The sequence below is a fragment of the Pantoea sp. QMID4 genome (genome assembly GCF_030270445.1).
In the GTDB taxonomy this organism is placed as follows: domain Bacteria; phylum Pseudomonadota; class Gammaproteobacteria; order Enterobacterales; family Enterobacteriaceae; genus Pantoea; species Pantoea vagans.
The window spans coordinates 353912-370875 of record NZ_BSXL01000003.1 but is presented as its reverse complement, the minus strand read 5'-3'; the positions used below and the strand labels follow the sequence as shown (position 1 = coordinate 370875).

General features: G+C 49.0%; 11 protein-coding genes, 1 tRNA gene and 1 pseudogene. 4 read left to right on the top strand and 9 right to left on the bottom strand.

What is annotated here, in order from left to right; translation table 11 throughout:
- Window positions 1-22: 22 nt before the first annotated feature.
- From ddlA to QSK07_RS09095, 3 genes are all read right to left on the bottom strand, one after another.
- Window positions 23-1120 carry a D-alanine--D-alanine ligase gene (gene ddlA, locus QSK07_RS09105; protein WP_285721424.1) on the bottom strand — a complete coding sequence of 366 codons (1098 nt, stop codon included), beginning with the start codon at window positions 1118-1120 and terminating at the stop codon, window positions 23-25.
- 261 nt (window positions 1121-1381) lie between these two features.
- A complete protein-coding gene (gene yjjJ / locus QSK07_RS09100) occupies window positions 1382-2686 on the bottom strand; it encodes a type II toxin-antitoxin system HipA family toxin YjjJ (RefSeq protein ID WP_285721472.1) in 1305 nt (434 codons plus the stop codon).
- Between the two features lie 151 nt (window positions 2687-2837).
- The gene (locus tag QSK07_RS09095) at window positions 2838-3020 is read right to left on the bottom strand and encodes a hypothetical protein (RefSeq protein ID WP_135907663.1); all 183 of its coding nucleotides are present in this window, start codon (window positions 3018-3020) and stop codon (window positions 2838-2840) included.
- Window positions 3021-3393: 373 nt separating this feature from the next.
- Between QSK07_RS09095 and QSK07_RS09090 the strand changes: the two are divergent.
- Window positions 3394-4513, top strand: a pseudogene (locus QSK07_RS09090) (IS3 family transposase).
- Between the two features lie 376 nt (window positions 4514-4889).
- On the opposite strand, the gene QSK07_RS09085 reads toward QSK07_RS09090, so the two are convergent.
- Window positions 4890-4974 (bottom strand) — tRNA-Met (locus tag QSK07_RS09085).
- 147 nt (window positions 4975-5121) lie between these two features.
- Here QSK07_RS09085 and QSK07_RS09080 point away from each other — a divergent pair.
- The gene (locus QSK07_RS09080; RefSeq protein ID WP_285721423.1) at window positions 5122-6426 is read left to right on the top strand and encodes a tyrosine-type recombinase/integrase; all 1305 of its coding nucleotides are present in this window, start codon (window positions 5122-5124) and stop codon (window positions 6424-6426) included.
- Between the two features lie 238 nt (window positions 6427-6664).
- Here QSK07_RS09080 and QSK07_RS09075 read toward each other — a convergent pair whose 3' ends face one another.
- From QSK07_RS09075 to hsdR, 5 genes are all read right to left on the bottom strand, one after another.
- Window positions 6665-6823, bottom strand: coding sequence for a hypothetical protein (locus QSK07_RS09075; protein WP_285721422.1), 159 nt, complete (start codon window positions 6821-6823; stop codon window positions 6665-6667).
- A 478-nt stretch (window positions 6824-7301) separates the two neighbouring features.
- Entirely contained in the window at window positions 7302-8405 is a 1104-nt protein-coding gene (locus QSK07_RS09070) for a DUF8606 domain-containing protein (RefSeq protein WP_285721421.1), read from the bottom strand.
- Between the two features lie 10 nt (window positions 8406-8415).
- Window positions 8416-10149 carry a restriction endonuclease subunit S gene (locus QSK07_RS09065; RefSeq protein WP_285721420.1) on the bottom strand — a complete coding sequence of 578 codons (1734 nt, stop codon included), beginning with the start codon at window positions 10147-10149 and terminating at the stop codon, window positions 8416-8418.
- A complete protein-coding gene (locus QSK07_RS09060; RefSeq protein WP_285721419.1) occupies window positions 10149-11624 on the bottom strand; it encodes an N-6 DNA methylase in 1476 nt (491 codons plus the stop codon). Before QSK07_RS09060 ends, QSK07_RS09065 begins: the two co-directional genes overlap by 1 nt.
- Window positions 11625-11696: 72 nt before the next feature.
- Window positions 11697-14129, bottom strand: a complete 2433-nt coding sequence (hsdR, locus tag QSK07_RS09055; RefSeq protein ID WP_285721418.1) for an EcoAI/FtnUII family type I restriction enzme subunit R — start codon at window positions 14127-14129, stop codon at window positions 11697-11699.
- A gap of 320 nt (window positions 14130-14449) precedes the next feature.
- Here hsdR and QSK07_RS09050 point away from each other — a divergent pair, with 320 nt between their 5' ends.
- Both QSK07_RS09050 and QSK07_RS09045 read left to right on the top strand, forming a co-directional pair.
- Window positions 14450-15874: a KAP family P-loop NTPase fold protein gene (locus QSK07_RS09050; RefSeq protein ID WP_285721417.1), complete on the top strand. Its 1425-nt coding sequence runs from the start codon at window positions 14450-14452 to the stop codon at window positions 15872-15874.
- Between the two features lie 68 nt (window positions 15875-15942).
- A complete protein-coding gene (locus tag QSK07_RS09045; RefSeq protein WP_285721416.1) occupies window positions 15943-16788 on the top strand; it encodes a hypothetical protein in 846 nt (281 codons plus the stop codon).
- The last annotated feature ends 176 nt before the right edge of the window (window positions 16789-16964 follow it).

Below are 16964 nucleotides of genomic sequence, written 5' to 3'. Positions count from 1 at the left end.
AACGTCACGTCGCCGTGTCCGGTCAGCTGACGCTGCTTTTCAGGGTGCTGGCCTGCTGGTGGCGTTTAATCGCCAGGTCGATCAGACGGCTGATCAAATCCTGATAACTGAGTCCGGCCGCCTGCCACAGTTTCGGATACATGCTGATATTGGTGAAGCCGGGCAGGGTATTCACTTCATTAACGATAATCTCGCCGTCATCGGTCAGGAACACATCGACGCGCGCCATGCCAAAGCACTCCAGCGCAGAGAAGGCTTTGATGGCGACGTCACGGATTGCATCGCTGGTTTCCGCTGAAATGGCCGCCGGGACCACCGTCTGAGCACCGCTTTCAGAGATGTATTTGGTGTCATAAGAGTAGAAGGCGTCATGAACGACCACCTCGCCGCAGGGGCTGGCTTCAGGCGCATCGTTGCCCAGTACCGCGCACTCAATCTCCCGGCCTTTGATACCCTGCTCAATCAGCACCTTGCGGTCATAGGAGAAGGCCAGCGCCAGCGCAGCATCAAATTCTTCAATGCTATCCACTTTGCTGACGCCGACTGATGAACCCTGGTTGGCAGGTTTGATAAACAGCGGCAGGCCAAAGCGGGCAATGACTGCCTCTGCGTTCAGGTGGGCGCGTTGTGCCTGCGTGACGCTCAGCCATGGCGCGACGTTGAGACCGGCATCGCGTAACAGACGTTTGGTGAAATCTTTGTCCATGCTCACCGCAGAACCCAGCACGTCGGAACCGACAAAGGGTAAAGAGGCCATGCGCAGCAGGCCCTGCAGGGAGCCATCTTCACCCAACGTACCGTGTACGATAGGGAAGATAACGTCGATCTGCGACAGCGGATGGGCGTTGTGGCGGGTGATGATCTGCTGCTGAGTATTACCGGGCACCAGCGCGACATCTTCAGCGGCCTGATTCAGCGCGATCAGCGCCGGATTTTCAGCGTTCAGTAAGAAGTTTGACGCATCGTTAAGACGCCAGTGTCCCTGTTTGTCGATGCCCAGCAACACCACGTCAAACCTGGTTTTGTCGATCGCCTCAAGGATATTTTTGGCCGACTGCAACGACACCTCATGCTCAGCCGATTTGCCGCCAAACACAATCCCTACCCGCAACTTTGTCATCTGTTTTGCCCACTGAAAAAATCAAAACCACAAGATAGCATGGGGTTTGCGCGGGAGAACAGGGTGCGGGAGGGAATTGTGGGCTGAGGGAATAGCTTTGCGATTCTGTCGGCGTTGGAGGGTTTAGACGGCACTTTGGCACCTGTTGAGAGTGCTGAAGTGGTGGAGCAGGAGTGTGAACCTGACTGGCAGTCTGGAAACGCTGGTAAGACTGCTATTTTCGCAGCGCTTCAGAAAATGGCTTAGTGAGGTTGAACGCATTTACCCTAATCGAGCGATACGCGATCTGGCATCGTCCAGATGGCGGCGTAATGTCTCAAGGCAAGGCGCGAAACGGGCAGAAAAGCGATCGCAACTGCAGGCTAAAGCATAGAATTTCTCTGCAAGTTCCAGCGCTTCCAGCCAGATATCTCCACTGATCACATCCGACAGTGATGCTGGCCTGAGCTCATTCACGATTGCGCCACCTGCTCTGGGAGCGAACCCCATAGGCAGAACGTCGTAGGCTGGCGCAAGTGAATAGGGGCGGCCGTGAGTATTGATGAACGACAGATTTCCGTGGTGCATGTCGGTGTTACCAATTAGCATCCCGAATGCCCAGAGCCGGGCAGTACTGGCGGCAGCCTCAGGATGAACATGCCCCTGCCCGACAAGTTTATTCACCAGAACCGGCCAGATGGCACTGGCATTACCCACAAATTCAGCATCAAGCGCCCGAAGCGAGAAAATGCCGATACGACCCAACAGTCCAGTGCGGTCGAATCGGGGGATTTCGAGGAAGCGTTGACCGTTGAAATCAAATATCTCTGTCTTCACACCCAACACCTCTAGTGCAAGATGTTCGGCCAGCAGAAGGTCGCGCCAGCGTTCGCTGACCGGGTTATTATCCGTGGCCGAGAATTTAACCAGTACATGCCCTTGATCCGTAAAGGTACAGAATTTTGGCTGTTTACCACCTGCAGACGATCCGGGCGCTTCACCGGCACCCGCCGCCAGAGCCAGTGCCGGAAATGTTGTAGCGCGCTCAACCGGAACGGGCTCTGACATCTGCAGGAACCGATCCCGTGCCTGCTCACCTATCAGCAGGTTTCCGATAGCATCATGGCCCTGTGCCAGCAGTGCCCTGACCACTTCAGAGTCGGTCCATTGCTCTGGATTCGCTGGTAAGCCTAATCCAGCTGCATACGTAGATGCATAAGCTCGTCCGAGATAACCTTGTGGCCGCATATCGAACAGCCACCACGGCAGTCTGTCACTGTGGAGACTGGCTTTGTCGTTCTGCTGCATGACAAATCCGTCCGGGCGGACCGGAATCAATTTACCAAGTGGTTTAACGCGGCTCTCATCGCTGATGCGATAGATAGGTGCAGAATTGAATCCACGCCAGGCATCACGTAAAGCATATTGAATAGATGGACCTGCACCGATTCGGATAATTTCATCGCCAAAATTATTTAATGCACGAGACAACGTAGGCTGGCTAATGCCTAATTTTTCAATAAGCTGCCTTGCGGTCATGGGGCCGTGGTTGAGTAACTGGCGTATCGTTTCGGAGCGATCAGGCATGATTTGAATGGCTTTATGAATAGATTCATGAATAGGTATTTTAGCAAGAAAGGGGACGATCACTCTTTGTTGGGTATGGATAATCGTCCATATCGCAGAGGGGGCTCAGTAAGTTTTCTGCTATTCAGGAAGCATGACTCAAGGCCTTGATTCAACTGGCCTCATCTTTATCTGGGATTCTGTCTGTGTTTTTATCATTCGTTATTTTAAATACAGGTTTGTAGTGAAGACCTGAGATCTTCTTTTTATCTTTTCCTGGTCTTCTATCTCGCTTCCCTGATGTTACTGGCCAGTAGGTAAGTAAATCTGAAAGTACTTCAAGAAAATGATGCATTTATATTTTCCTGTATTCCAGCCTGCACCTGATTAACTATCTTTGACGTTGCGCATAATCAGAAAGTGAACCACCGACATAGCGATGGTTCGCCGGTGATCACCACGTTAGTTTTTGCTTATCAGCTTTAACATTTTGCTGATACATCATTTCGATAGTAGTGTAATTGCACATATCAATACCCCCTTCGCAATAATCTTTGATGACTCTATCCATGACTTCCCGATCGTCAGCTTTAGTGATTTTTAAAAACGTTGAGGTTTTGCTGTTCCATCATGCGTAATGTTGTGGGTTGGCACATATGACCTGCTCCCCATTGATTAACACACCGCGATGTTAGTAATGTCTTCACAAGCCACATGAGGACATCCCCATGAAGAAGCGTTTTTCCGACGAACAGATCATCAGTATTCTCCGCGAGGCTGAAGCCGGGGTTTCTGCCCGGGAACTCTGCCGTAAGCATGCTATTTCTGACGCTACTTTCTACACCTGGCGTAAGAAGTTTGGCGGCATGGAAGTCCCTGAGGTAAAGCGGCTTAAGTCACTTGAAGAGGAGAACGCGCGCCTTAAGAAGCTGCTCGCCGAAGCCATGCTGGATAAGGAGGCGCTTCAGGTGGCTCTGGGTCGAAAGTTCTGACGACAGACCAGAAGCGGGAAGCCGTGGAAGTCATGTGTGAGGTCGCCGGTCTGTCGCAACGTCGTGCCAGCAGGCTGGCAGGTTTGTCTCTTTCACCTGCCGTTATTCAGCTCAGCGTCCGGCTGCTGACGCACAGCTGTCTTTACGTATCACAGAGCTGGCGCCTGAACGCCGTCGCTTTGGTTACCGGCGGATCTGGCAGTTATTGCGTCGTGAGGGCCTTCACGTCAACCACAAGCGGGTATACCGCATTTATCACCTTAACGGCCTGAGTGTGAAGCGCAGACGACGTCGTAAGGGTCTGGCGACTGAGCGGCTTCCGTTGCTTCGCCCGGATGCGCCCAATCTGACCTGGTCAATGGATTTCGTCATGGATGCACTGGCCACCGGTCGCAGGATCAAGTGCCTTACCTGCGTCGATGACTTCACAAAGGAATGCCTGACTGTCACTGTTGCCTTTGGGATTTCAGGCGTGCAGGTCACGCGTATTCTGGACAGTATTGCGCTGTTTCGCGGCTATCCGGCTACGATAAGAACTGACCAGGGGCCGGAGTTTACCTGTAGAGCACCTGACCAGTGGGCCTTTGAGCATTGCGTGGAGCTGCGGCTTATTCAGCCCGGTAAACCGACACAGAACGGATTTATTGAGAGTTTTAACGGACGTTTTCGCGATGAATGCCTGAATGAACACCGGTTTAGCGACATCAGCCATGCCAGGAAAACCATCAGTGAATGGCGTCAGGATTATAACGAATGTCGCCCGCACTCCACGCTTAATTATCAGACGCCGTCTGAATTTGCAGCGGGCTGGAGAAAGGGTAATTCTGAGAGTGAAGGATCTGACATTACTAACTGAGCCTTGTATCTAATACAGGGGGCAGGTCACATATCCAGTTGTCCATCGCAATAATCAGCTCTTACCGTACTTTGAATGAAACTTATTACTTCCTGTTTTTGTGCTTCGGATCCATCAAACTCTAACGGATGGATGAAACCAGCATCCGCCGTGGAGGATGACAAAAGTTAAGCTGTCCCGATAAGTATTTTCATTTTGGAATCCTTTTCAAAAATAAGGGCCAAGACTAATCCGGAATAGTACCGATGGGAACTGAAAATGAACAGAGGGATAGGGTGAGTTAAAAAACACCGCCATTTTATCGCCATTCAGAAAAGCAGACACAAAAAAGCCACCCTGAAGGTGGCTCTAATCTGCTGCTCTGACAGCTGAAATTTGGTGGCCCCTGCTGGGTTTGAACTAGCGACCAAGCGATTATGAGTCATATGAATAGCTTGTTTCATCATTTTCCAACTTTAACCATTTTTGTCTTTTAATTAATATAAAACATTAGGTTATGGTTATATCTTCGTTTCATGTTGTTCCGGGTTTTTCCTTTCAGTATCATCCTTACGTCACCTGCTACATCACCCAGAAAACGGCAATAAAATTCTCGTAAGGACTCTCTTTTGGCAGACAATCTAACGGACTCAATGGTACGCGGTCTTAAAGCTCGCGACTCGGCTTATCAGGTATGGGACAAAAGTGGTGAGCGCGGAGCAGGGCGTCTGGGCGTTAAAGTTGAACCATCCGGGCAGCGGGTTTTCTACTATCGCTACTACTGGGATGCTAAGCGCCACTTTATTCAGTTGGGTCGTTATCCGGAGATGTCATTAGCTCAGGCCCGGCAGCTTGCGAAAGGATATGCCGGTACGCTGAAGGAAGGGAAGAACCCTAAGGTCGAAAAGGCTGAACAGGAAATCGCGCTGGAAAAGCAAAAGCGTGCCGAACAGTTAAAGGGCAGCATCGAGCAGCTTATTCAGGGCTACACCAATAAGATGCGGGAAGATGGAAAGCGGACATGGCAGCAGGTGCTATACCGTTTGGAAAAGGAAACCTATTCCTTCATCGCCAAAGATACGAAAGCTAACGAAGTCACACCGCTACATATCAAACAGATTCTGTCTGCCATCATTCAGCGCGGCGCGAGCGTTGAAGCTAACCGTGTCCGTTCTTATCTGATGGCAGCGTTCAGCTATGGGCTCAAAGCGGACAACGATCCGGCCAACCACCAGCAGAACGTGATGTTTGGGCTTGAGATGAACCCGGTGAGCATCATCCCTAAGCAGTCGGCTGCAGAGAAAGCGGGAACCAACTGGCTGAAGTTGAATGAACTGCAACAGCTGATGGGTGACTTTCCCAAAACGCCCAGCGTCGGCAGCACGGTGAGTTTGCTGCTTAATTTATGTGTTTACGCTGGTGGTCAGCGTCCGCATGAACTGGCTTCCAGTCGCTGGGATGCCGTGAACTGGGAAGAGAAAACTCTATTGATAGTTGCTGACGTGTCAAAGAACAAACGTGACCATCTGGTTCCGTTAACGGATTCAGCGGTCGAAATTCTGGAAAGGCTGAAGGTGGAAAACGTTAACGATAGTCCGTATATCTTTCCGCAACGGCTGGATGCGGCTAAACATCTGCGGACCGACAGTTTTGCGCAGGCAATCATCTATTATCGCGAGCACTTTCCTGGCAATCCGGTGTTTGTTGCAAGGGATTTACGGCGGACCTGCAAAACGTTGATGGGCGAAATCGGTGTTTCGAAAGAGCTGCGCGACCGCATTCAAAACCATGCATTGCAAGATGTCAGTTCGAAGCATTATGACCGTTACGATTATCTTGTAGAGAAAAGAATGGCATTAGAGCAGTGGGAAAACAGGGTCAATCATATTGAGCAGGCCACCAGCAACGTAGTGAATTTATTCCAGAGAGGATGAGAATTAGCTAAATATAGTCTCAATTCTTTGAAGAGCATGTACCAGCCTGGTTCGTCGGATAGCGTATTGTTGAATAGACTGGGCATTATCGATGAAGCAGAATTTAATGTGTTATCAGTTCAGGCAGATCCTGGGTTACAGTCTTTTGACGAGCATTAAACGTTTGAAAGGCTATTCAGGCCGAAATCACTGACAACTATATGCCGATGATACAGCTTGTTGACGATTTTTTGCCAAATTAGCGAGCTAAACCGATAGCTTTTGCTTTAGCTTGATACTGCTTAAGTTTTTGCTCAATTTTCTGCACAGCTTCACCCGTTTCAATAGCCGTTGAGCTGGCAACCGAGCGGTAAATTTGTTGCCTGGTGATTTTGGCGCTGGTGGCCGGACTTTGCATTGTGAGGTCCTCATTGTGCTTACCGAATTTGTGGTGGGTGGGCGATGAGTTTACAAGATGGTTTATCAGATGATGTTTGCCGGGAGGTAGCCCACCATTGAGGTGGGCTTAGTTGCTTAATCCTGATACCAGGCTCTTGCTTTCACTTCCTGCATGTTCATTCCGTGATGAAAACGCTGATGTCCACACATCCAGCATGAACAGAGGCATGGCGTATGATAAGCCTTACCGATATTGACGATAGTCGCGCCTTCAGGCCAGCTATAAGCCGCATTATTATAACGACCGCGTTTAGTTTTGAGCCTTTTCATATGATGGCGACGAAACGCTCGATTTCTTGTATGCATGGGTAATCCCCGAATATACCGTCGGGGCAGCCACACCTTCGTGTGACCGCCGGAACGGGTATTCGGAGTGGAGGATTTTACGCATTGTTATGATCCTTGTTAAAATCCATTCGCCTTTATGCCGGAAAATTCTACTCGTTAGTATTCCAGTTTCTGAAGTGATTTTTCAATCTTTCAACAGTGTGTCGCCATTTTGGCGTTGTCGGTTTACAAACGGTATTTTGATTACCGAAGAATCCAAGTTCATTTACTGCATCCTGTTCACTACGGGTTTCAAGCCACTTCACTGAAACAAAATACTCAGATTTATCGGGATCACCTGAGTTATCGCGATAAAGGTTTCCATGTTTAAGCACGTCCATCGCGAGTTTTTCGCCAGCCTCAGTATTGATTGTAAAGCTGCTGGCTGGCTCAACGGCACTTTGCACAATACCGACGCCAACATAACCTGTTTTTGGGATGTTAACCCAGACGCGTTGGCCGGGCTGAAGCTGTTTTAAGGTCTGGCTGTACCAGCTTCCGCCACCAGCACTGATAAAACCGAAACGGCGCGCCTCTTCCCAGTTACGACTATTTGAGTCACCGAACGAGACATAGAACTCTCCATTCCAGGGTTCTTTTGATTGAGCACTCGTACCTGCGGTGGCCTGAGCAGCGTTAGTTTGTGTCTCGCTGGGATCGAGAAGCCAGGCGCGACTTAAAAACTGTTCATCCCCGTGCTGAAAGACTTTGAAGAACAGCACGTTAATAGAGATACCATTTTTGCTTAGATAGTCGACAATGCGTTCGGTGGAGGGATCCAGTTCCGCCGCTACGATAATGATTTGATGCGACTGGTTAATAGACTCTTCTTCTAACTCAGTATTGAAACGTTGCTTAAAGGCGTCACCCAGATTACCGCCGCCAGAGAATTTTTCATAAATTTGTGATAGGCGGTCTGCGGTTAAATCGTCCACCCATGAAGCGTAATCCAGCGCCTGAGCGACTACCTCACGCGGTGTGCGGTCGCGTTTTAGCTCTATCAGGATGAGCGAGGCATCAGGCGCTATCGCCAGCAGATCAATACGTCCCTTGTCGAGCGTATTTTCCTGATGCCCGATAATCATCCACTGGTCTGAAAGAATGGTTGGGTCGTTTAAGATCATTCTTTCCAGCAAGCTTTCGCTGGCCAGCTTGCTGATGGTCAGCGGCTGAGGGTTATCCCCCACCCGCCAGATAGCATGATGAACAGGCATCGTCTGTTCCTTAGCTTAATGCTGCATCAGTGAGTGCATCCGCCAGGTGAAGCTGAGTTTGCTGGGCGGATTGGAGGTGAGATTTAAGTTTAGTGCATAGTCTATTAAATATCGTCACTTGCTTTATTATCTCTAGTTGTTCTTTGTACGGAGGCAGTGCAATCGGTAACATCGATACTTGATTTCTGGATACATTTTTCATCGACGAACTTGTTCCACCTGCAACATTAGAATAATAATCCCTCGAAAATGAACAGTTATTCATTAGATTTAAATACTCAACACTTACAAGGTTAGTAAACTGATATCTAATGATTTTATCACTTAACATTAAGTGTCTTACCGTTGGTGAAGGTACAATCACTGAACGTGCAACTAATTCTGCTGTATTTGCTCTTGAAATTAAAAAGTCTCTTTCTCTGACTTCATATTCTTTTTTTGGATTGAGATTATGAGGAAGAGCTTTATTTTCATTTGGATTATATTCTCCCCAAGTTACCGCGCTAATTTTTAGAACTCCCCACTCATCATTAATGCGAGGTTCTGATTCACATTGAGGGCTCCAGCCAGCTTCAGATAGATGTGACATTTCAGCTAAACGACACCATTCCCACCCTACTGGCAACCCAAAAGGCTTTTCCTCGTCACTCACTGGTGGCAAAGATTTTTGTTTTTTGATTTTACCTTCTTTCACCAGTTGCGCTTTTTCCTGCTCAATACGTTTAAGCAGTTCAGAAGCGGGTTCATCATGCGGGTCCTGAGGCACCAGTTTACCCATCACTGCCAGTTGCAGAATGGTTTGCTTAAGTGCGTCGATACTGGCTTCGGTGGTAAACAGCGTGTCGAAATGCTGGCTGATTCGCGCCCAGTTTTCGGCTAATTTTTCAGCATTTTTGCTGTCGGTGAGTGTTGCCAGCAACGTTTTAACCAGCTGGGAATGTGCTTCCAGACTGGTCAGAGATTGCTGTTCAAGATGGTCGCAGAGAGACATTAGTTCGTTAACTTTTTGAACTATTCTATTTTGCTCTTGTTCAGGTGGTAGCCCAATTAAAATAGTGTTCATCTTGGCTTGATTCATTTTAGGTTGGGCTGTACCAGTAACATATTTCTCAAGATTGATGGCATTGATATAAAGGCAAATATAATTGAGGAGGTTTACTGTATGGCCGTCAAGAACATGAGCGTGATTGTTAACCCAATATTTACCATATGCCATAAAGGCAATTGGTGTGGATCGATTAATTAGATTTGCTCCATCCTCGCCAACTAATAGCAAAGGCTTGTCGAAAATATACCCATCGATTTTATCAATAACTCCAGACGCACCATAATAATCGAATATTCCAGGGCGTTTCAGGCGCTCATCTGCGGATAGAGGGACTCTATCTGCATCACGACTAATTAAAACTTGACCAAATTGTGCCCATTCCCAACCTGTCGGTAATTCAAACGGCTTTTCATCTTCACTGATTTCCGGTAAAGGCTTCTGCTTTTTAATTTTCCCCTGCTTTACCAGGTCGGCTTTTTCAGCGGCAATGCGTTTTAGCAACTCAGACGCCGGTTCATCATTTGGGTCCTGCGGCACCAGCTTGCCACGTACGGCCAGTTCCAGAATCAGTTCGCGCAGCTTTTTAATGCCATAAAGATCAATCTTGCCGTTGTTGCCGCGTCCAGCCGTTGAACGCGTCTGTAGAGCAGATGTCCAGGTATCGATATATTGGGTGATCAGTTGCTCAGCAGACATCAGTTGACCTCCTTGCCCGCAAGCGCGGCACCAAGGATATCGCGTAGCTGGTGGCGCAGCTGGCTAATCTCCGCTTGCTGCTGTTGATACTGCGCCAGCAGCTCATCGGGATCATGGCTGATTGCTTCTGCCTGATGCGGATTCTTGATATCAAGGTTGAAGTTACGTGCAATGACTTCATCAATGCTGACTTTCCAGGCGTGTTCGTTTTCAACACGGCTGGCAAAGCCGTCGGCTTCATTGCCCCACCAATCGATCTCCGGCTGAAACTCTTCAACCTTCATTGGGCGGGTTTTGCTGTAGTTTTTCACGCCTTCAGGATAGGGATGTTCATAGAACCAGATATCCTGTGTCGGCTGGCCTTTGGTGAAAAACAGCAGGTTAGTTTTGATGCCGGTATAGGGATTAAACACGCCATTCGGCAGACGTACGATGGTGTGCAGGTTGCACTCTTCTGTCAGCAGCTTTTTGATTTTGGTTTTAACACCTTCACCAAATAGCGTGCCATCCGGAAGAACGACAGCGGCGCGTCCTTTATCCGCCAGCACTTCCACAATCAACTGTAAGAAGAGGTCAGCAGTTTCGCGCGTTTGCATTTCAGAAGGGAAGTTTTTCTCGATGCCATCTTCTTCGGTGCCGCCAAATGGCGGGTTGGTGACAATAACATCGAACTGCTTATCCCATGAAGAGAGCGGTTTGCTTAACGTATTGCTATGGCGAATCTGTACCGGGACTTCAATGCCATGCAGCAGCATATTGGTGGTACAAAGCAGATGCGGGAGCTGTTTTTTCTCAACGCCGTGAATCTGCTTCTGTAGCGTTTGGTGATCGTCAGTGCTGTGAACGTAGTTGGCTTTAATATGGTCAACCGTGCAAGCCAGAAATCCGCCGGTGCCGCAGGCCGGGTCAATCACGCGCTCGCCCAGTTTGGGATCGATACGGTTAACCATAAAGCGGGTAACGGCGCGTGGAGTATAAAATTCACCCGCGTTACCAGCGCTTTGCAGGTCGCGCAGAATCTGTTCGTAGATGTCGCCAAACAAATGGCGTTCGTTGCTGTCACCGAAGTCGATTTCGTTCAGCTTATTGATTACCTGACGTAGCAGCGTACCATTTTTCATATAGTTATAGGCGTCGCTGAAAGCTTCCCGCACCACAAAGCCACGCGGATTTTTATCACGAGGCGCAGGCAGGTTTTTCAGGGCAGGGAAGAGATCGTCATTAACGAACTCAAGCAGCGCGTCGCCCGTTATACCTTCTGCATCAGCCGCCCAGTTGCGCCACAGATAACGTGCGGGAACCGGCAGACGATACTCTTCTGCATCCATTATGGCTTCCAGCTCTTCTTCCTGAGTGTCGAAAATTTTTAAAAACAGCAGCCATGAAAGCTGACCCAAACGTTGCGCATCGCCATCCACACCGGCGTCTTTACGCATAATGTCCTGTAATGATTTGATAACTGAACTGATAGACATGTTTGTTGCAATTTCCGTAATAAAAAAGTCTGCCACCGAGCGATCGCTACGGTGACAGACATTGATAGGGAATCAGGCCGAGCGAGGAGGGAGTTCGTAGATTTCGTTTTCCAGTTCACTCACGGCACTCATGTAGCTTTCCTTGTCACCAAAGTTCTTTTTGATGATCTCCAAAGGGCGGCCCATGGTATCAAAAGGTCGAAGCTTCAGTACCTGAATATCTTCGATTTCCTTTACGCCCGCATCGGCGTATTTATCGAGCAGGTTGCTCAACACGGCCTGAGCCGACTCAGAGTATTTGGTAAAGTAGTTACGCTTACGCACATTATCGGCGCGTTCACGGCGGGTGAGCGGTGGCTGGCCGTACACGACATGGCAGAGCATATCGAAGGGATCCAGCTCTTTGCCGACCTCTTCCGTCAGCACATCCCAGATAATGCCCTGCTGTTCCAGCTCTTCGATAATGGCCTGTTTACGTTCAGCACTCTGCCAGCGTTGAACAAAGTCATTTAAAGACGCATACTCTTTCATCAGCGTACGACGGGTGTAATCCTGAAAAGATTCGGTAACCAGCTTACCATCAGCGTCGTAATACTGAACGCGTCTAGATAGCACGTTAACAGCAACGCCTTTAACGTAAAACTTCCTGCGTCGTTCTTCGTCTGTTTCGGGTAGTGCGCCATCAGGTTCGGGTTCTGTTGGAGCACCCGAGGGATAATCCGGCGATGGTTCTTCTGCATGGCCTGTTTGGCCATCTTCACCCGATGCATTATCTTCCAGTTGCTCATCAAAATCTGACTCTGGATCGGCGACCTCATCTTTTGTGGTGTTTATGACTTTCACCGGCAAGCCATCAAAGCGTTCATCTGCAAACAGTTCGGTGGCTTTTCGGAAATCCAGAATGGTGAACCACAGCTTGTTGTAGCGTTCATCAATACGCGTGCCACGTCCGATGATCTGCTTAAATTTGGTCATCGACTGGATGTTTTGTTCAAGCACAACCAGCTTACAGGTTTTGGCATCTACGCCCGTTGTCATCAGTTCTGATGTTACGGTGATAACCGGGTAAGGCTTCTTCGGATTGATGAAGTTATCCAGCTGGTTTTTCCCCTCGGTCTCATCACCTGTAATACGCATAATGTATTTATCATTTTCTTTCATTTGCGCTGCGTTGAGATTCACCAGGGCGCGCCGCATCCGCTCTGCATGGGGGATGTCATTACAGAAGATGATAGTTTTATCCATGGGGTTAGTGCGTTTAAGGTAATCCGTAATGGTTTCCGCCACCAGCTGAGTGCGTTCATCAATGACTAAGTTGCGATCAAAATCTTTTTGGTTGTAGATGCGATCTTCGATCAGCTCACCATTTTTATCGACTTCCCCTTTCGCTGGACGCCACCCTTGCAGGTCAACATTGATATCAACGCGTACGACTTTGTAAGGTGCCAGGAAGCCATCCTCAATGCCCTGTTTAAGCGAATAGGTATAGACCGGCTCACCGAAATAGTCCGTATTTGAAACCTCATGGGTCTCTTTCGGCGTTGCTGTTAAACCGACCTGAGTCGCACTACTAAAATATTCCAGAATCTCGCGCCAGGCACTGTCTTCAGCGGCGCTGCCGCGATGGCATTCGTCAATGATGATCAGGTCGAAGAAGTCACGCGCAACCTGCTTATACGCTTTTTCATGCTCTTCGGTTCCTGTCATCGCCTGATACAGCGCCAGATGGATTTCGTAAGCGGGATCGACAGTGCGTCCAGTGATTTTGGTCATTGCCTGCCCAAAAGGCTGGAAATCGTTGGTACGGGTTTGATCAACAAGAATGTTGCGATCGGCAAGGAACAGAATGCGTTTCTTGTGCCTGCCTTTCCATAACCGCCATATAATCTGGAAGGCAGTGTAGGTTTTGCCGGTGCCGGTTGCCATCACTAATAAGATGCGGTTCTGGCCTGCTGAGATAGCCTCAAGCGTTTTATTGATTGCCTGAAGCTGATAATAGCGCGGCGATTTACCAGAGCCATCTTCATAGTAGTCCTGCGTAATAACAGGCAGCTGTGTGGCGGTGTAGCCTTTCCAGAGACAGAGCTTCTCCCATAACTCAGCAGGCGTTGGGAACTCTTCAAGTGTAATCTCTCGTTCCAGCTGATCGGAGTTCGTTTTGTCGTGAAATACGAAGCCATCACCATTGGAGGCAAAGACGAAAGGAACCTCTAACAAGGCGGCATAACCCAGTCCCTGCTGCATCCCTTTGCCAATTTCATGCTTGTTTGCTTTCGCTTCGATGATTGCCAGCGGTAAGCCAGGCTTATGGTAGAGCACTATATCTGCTGATTTGACTTTCTGACGGGATGCCAGCTTACCCCGCACAACTACCTTGCCATCACGTAACTTCACCTCCTGGCGAATTTGCGTCATGTCATCCCATCCGGCCTTCTTGACCGCAGGCAGAATAAATTTAGTTACGATGTCGGTTTCAGTCAGTTGAGCTTTGTTCACGCCAGCCATAGCATTTCCGGTCAGATTAAAGTGAAGGAATATGGACCAATTCTTGCACAAATAAAGTGCTTCGTTAATGTCTTTAGCCAACAAAATCAGCCTTGTGAGATCTTTAACCTTACTAAGTCAAATATGCAGCTTGGTGCTTTTTGTTAAACCTTCCTTATTGATTATCCTCTTGTGTTCATCAATGCTCAGGGGGCACCGCTATACTGGCTTATAATTGCAGCAGAGAATTCTCTTCAGTTAGCAGGCTTAGGAAAAGTTCAACCAGTAACGCTTTTAACGATAGGACGCTTGTTATATGTATTCCTGGGAGAAAGTGTGCGATGAGTAAACGGTTGTTCCGTCTGGCAACATGGCGCGCTCATCGTCGCGCGAAGCCTAATACTGAAGTGGTAAGGAACGGGCGGCCGGACGAAGGGATCGGGGCGGAGGCTCCTATTCGAAAAGCATCCGAAGATCGTCTCAGAAGGGCTGAATTTGCGGCTCGTATAGCCGACGTGCTTTCGGAGCTTAGTTTGCGCGAAGGCCGTGTATTTGCTATTCGTGGAGGGTGGGGCTTCGGGAAATCATCTCTTAAAAACCTCATTACCGAACAGCTCGATGATAGGAGCAGCGGAGCGGACTGGCTCGATTTCAACCCCTGGCAATGGGGGGACGGCGATGCAATTGCCAGCGCGTTATTTGGCCAGATAGCAAATAGCCTGGGAGGCGAGCATTCGAAGGCTGCACATGACCGTGCCGAAGCACTACGACGCTACGGCGCGATCCTGACTGGGGTCGGTAAGCCTCTTAAAGAGGCTGGAGGCTCAGGCCATCTAATCTCGATGGTGTTAACAAATGCCTCAGTTTTAGCAATCGCATCGGCTATTGGATATGGCCTTCCGACGGTCACAAAGGTTGCGGCTGTTCTTGCCTTTCTCTCAGTCGGAATACCTATTGTTGGACGCGTGCTTTCGTATCTCGGGCGAGACCATACTGGCGAGTCTCTCGACAAGATACGCAGTTCGCTTGAAACTCGCCTTCGCGAACTTGACCGGCCGCTGGTTGTCTTTGTCGATGATATTGACAGGCTTGAGCCAGAACAGATCAGGATGTTACTTCGGCAGGTAAAGGCAAATGCTAACCTCCCTAACATTGTTTTTGTGCTCCTATTTCAACCCAGTATCGTAGAAAGGGCACTCGATCCGGTCGCTGCCAACGACGGGCGAGCCTTCCTTGAAAAGATCGTGCAGGTTAGCTTTGATTTACCGGCCGTTCCAGCATCGTTCGTGCATCGTATGTTTAAGGAGGAACTCTCTGAAATAGCGGGCTCCTACGCGACTGAGGCCAATGGGTTTTCTCAAAGACGCTGGGGTAATGCTTGCATCGGCTGCATCCAGCCCCTGCTTCGCAACATGCGTGATGCACGTCGTCTCATCTCGTCCATTGCTGTACATATGCCATTGCATGTGGTTGGCAACGTATTCGAGGTAAATATTGTAGATTTCCTGCTTCTTGAGACTCTCCGGGTCTTCGACCCAGATCTCCACGATGCGCTGTTTCGTGAGCGAGAATTGGTTCTTCAGGAAATGCGCTTTTCCAGTGATAGACGCCGAGAGGTAGACCAGGCAGCGGCTAAGGAGCTTCTTGAGACAGTCTCAGAGCAACGCCGCAATATCATTAGTAATGCGCTCAAAGACTTATTTCCACCTCTCGAATGGGCATTGGAGGAACAAGATATGCGGACAGCTTCAATCGCCAGTGGTTGACTGAAAAACGAGTATGCACATCGCGCTACTTCCCACGTTATTTTGAACTCCAGACTAGTGTTGGAGAAATGTCTGAACGCCGTTTCGTTGATTTTCTCGAAGCAACAGCGACAGAGGGTGAGCTCTTAGCTGCAATCACTGACCTCGAAGCTGATGGGCTGCTAGGTTCGCTCGTTGCGAGACTCGACGAATCCGTCGATAGATTACCCTTCGAGCACGCTGCTGTTCTGCTTCCTGGTATGTACCTACTCGCTGAAAAACTAGCAGGGATGAACAGCGGCACTTTCGATTCGTCATATATGGCAGCATGGCGAGCCACAAGTCGGTACCTGAAGCGCATTCCTGAGGATGTGCGAGGCAGTTTGGCTGTAGAGGCATTACGTAAAACTGAAGCTCTATCCGTTGCCTCTCTCCTGATCCATCTCAGTGACCCCACTGACCGGAATGAGGGCGAGAGGGGAATCTTCGATCCAGCATTAGATTACAATACCGTTGTGGCAATGAAGACTGAATGGCTGCGGCTGATAAGGTTACGAGCAGCAGATGGCGATGCGCTGATTGCTGAACCGGATCTCATATCCCTGCTCTATCGCTGGAAAAACTATACCGATTCAATGGATGAACCACGTGAGTGGATGATGAAAGCGATTCAAACGGATCAGGGCTTCGCAACGATAGTTACACGCTTGATGAGTCGTGGCACTAGCCACACATACGGGGATTGGGTCTCCACACAGCATAACAGTTTTAACAAAGAGACAATTAACGACTTTATTGGCATTGACGTGGCGAAAGCCAAATGTGATGCAATTAATCCTGCACAGTTCCCGGAGCACGAAGAATCTCTGCGAACTCTGCTTTGGCATCTACAAGGATGGCTTGGGTTAAGAGAAAACGACGCTTTCGATTTCTAGATCGCGGAACGGCAAAAGCTCAAGCCAGAAGTTATGTTGTAGAACTTTGACCTATGTGGTTCATGCGCTTTTAGATATCTGGCCTAACATACTATAGCGTCTGCGATGTCCGCTTCTGGCTGTGAGTTCAACGGGTCGATGCAACGCTATCCTTAATTAAGGGGGACGTTGCCATG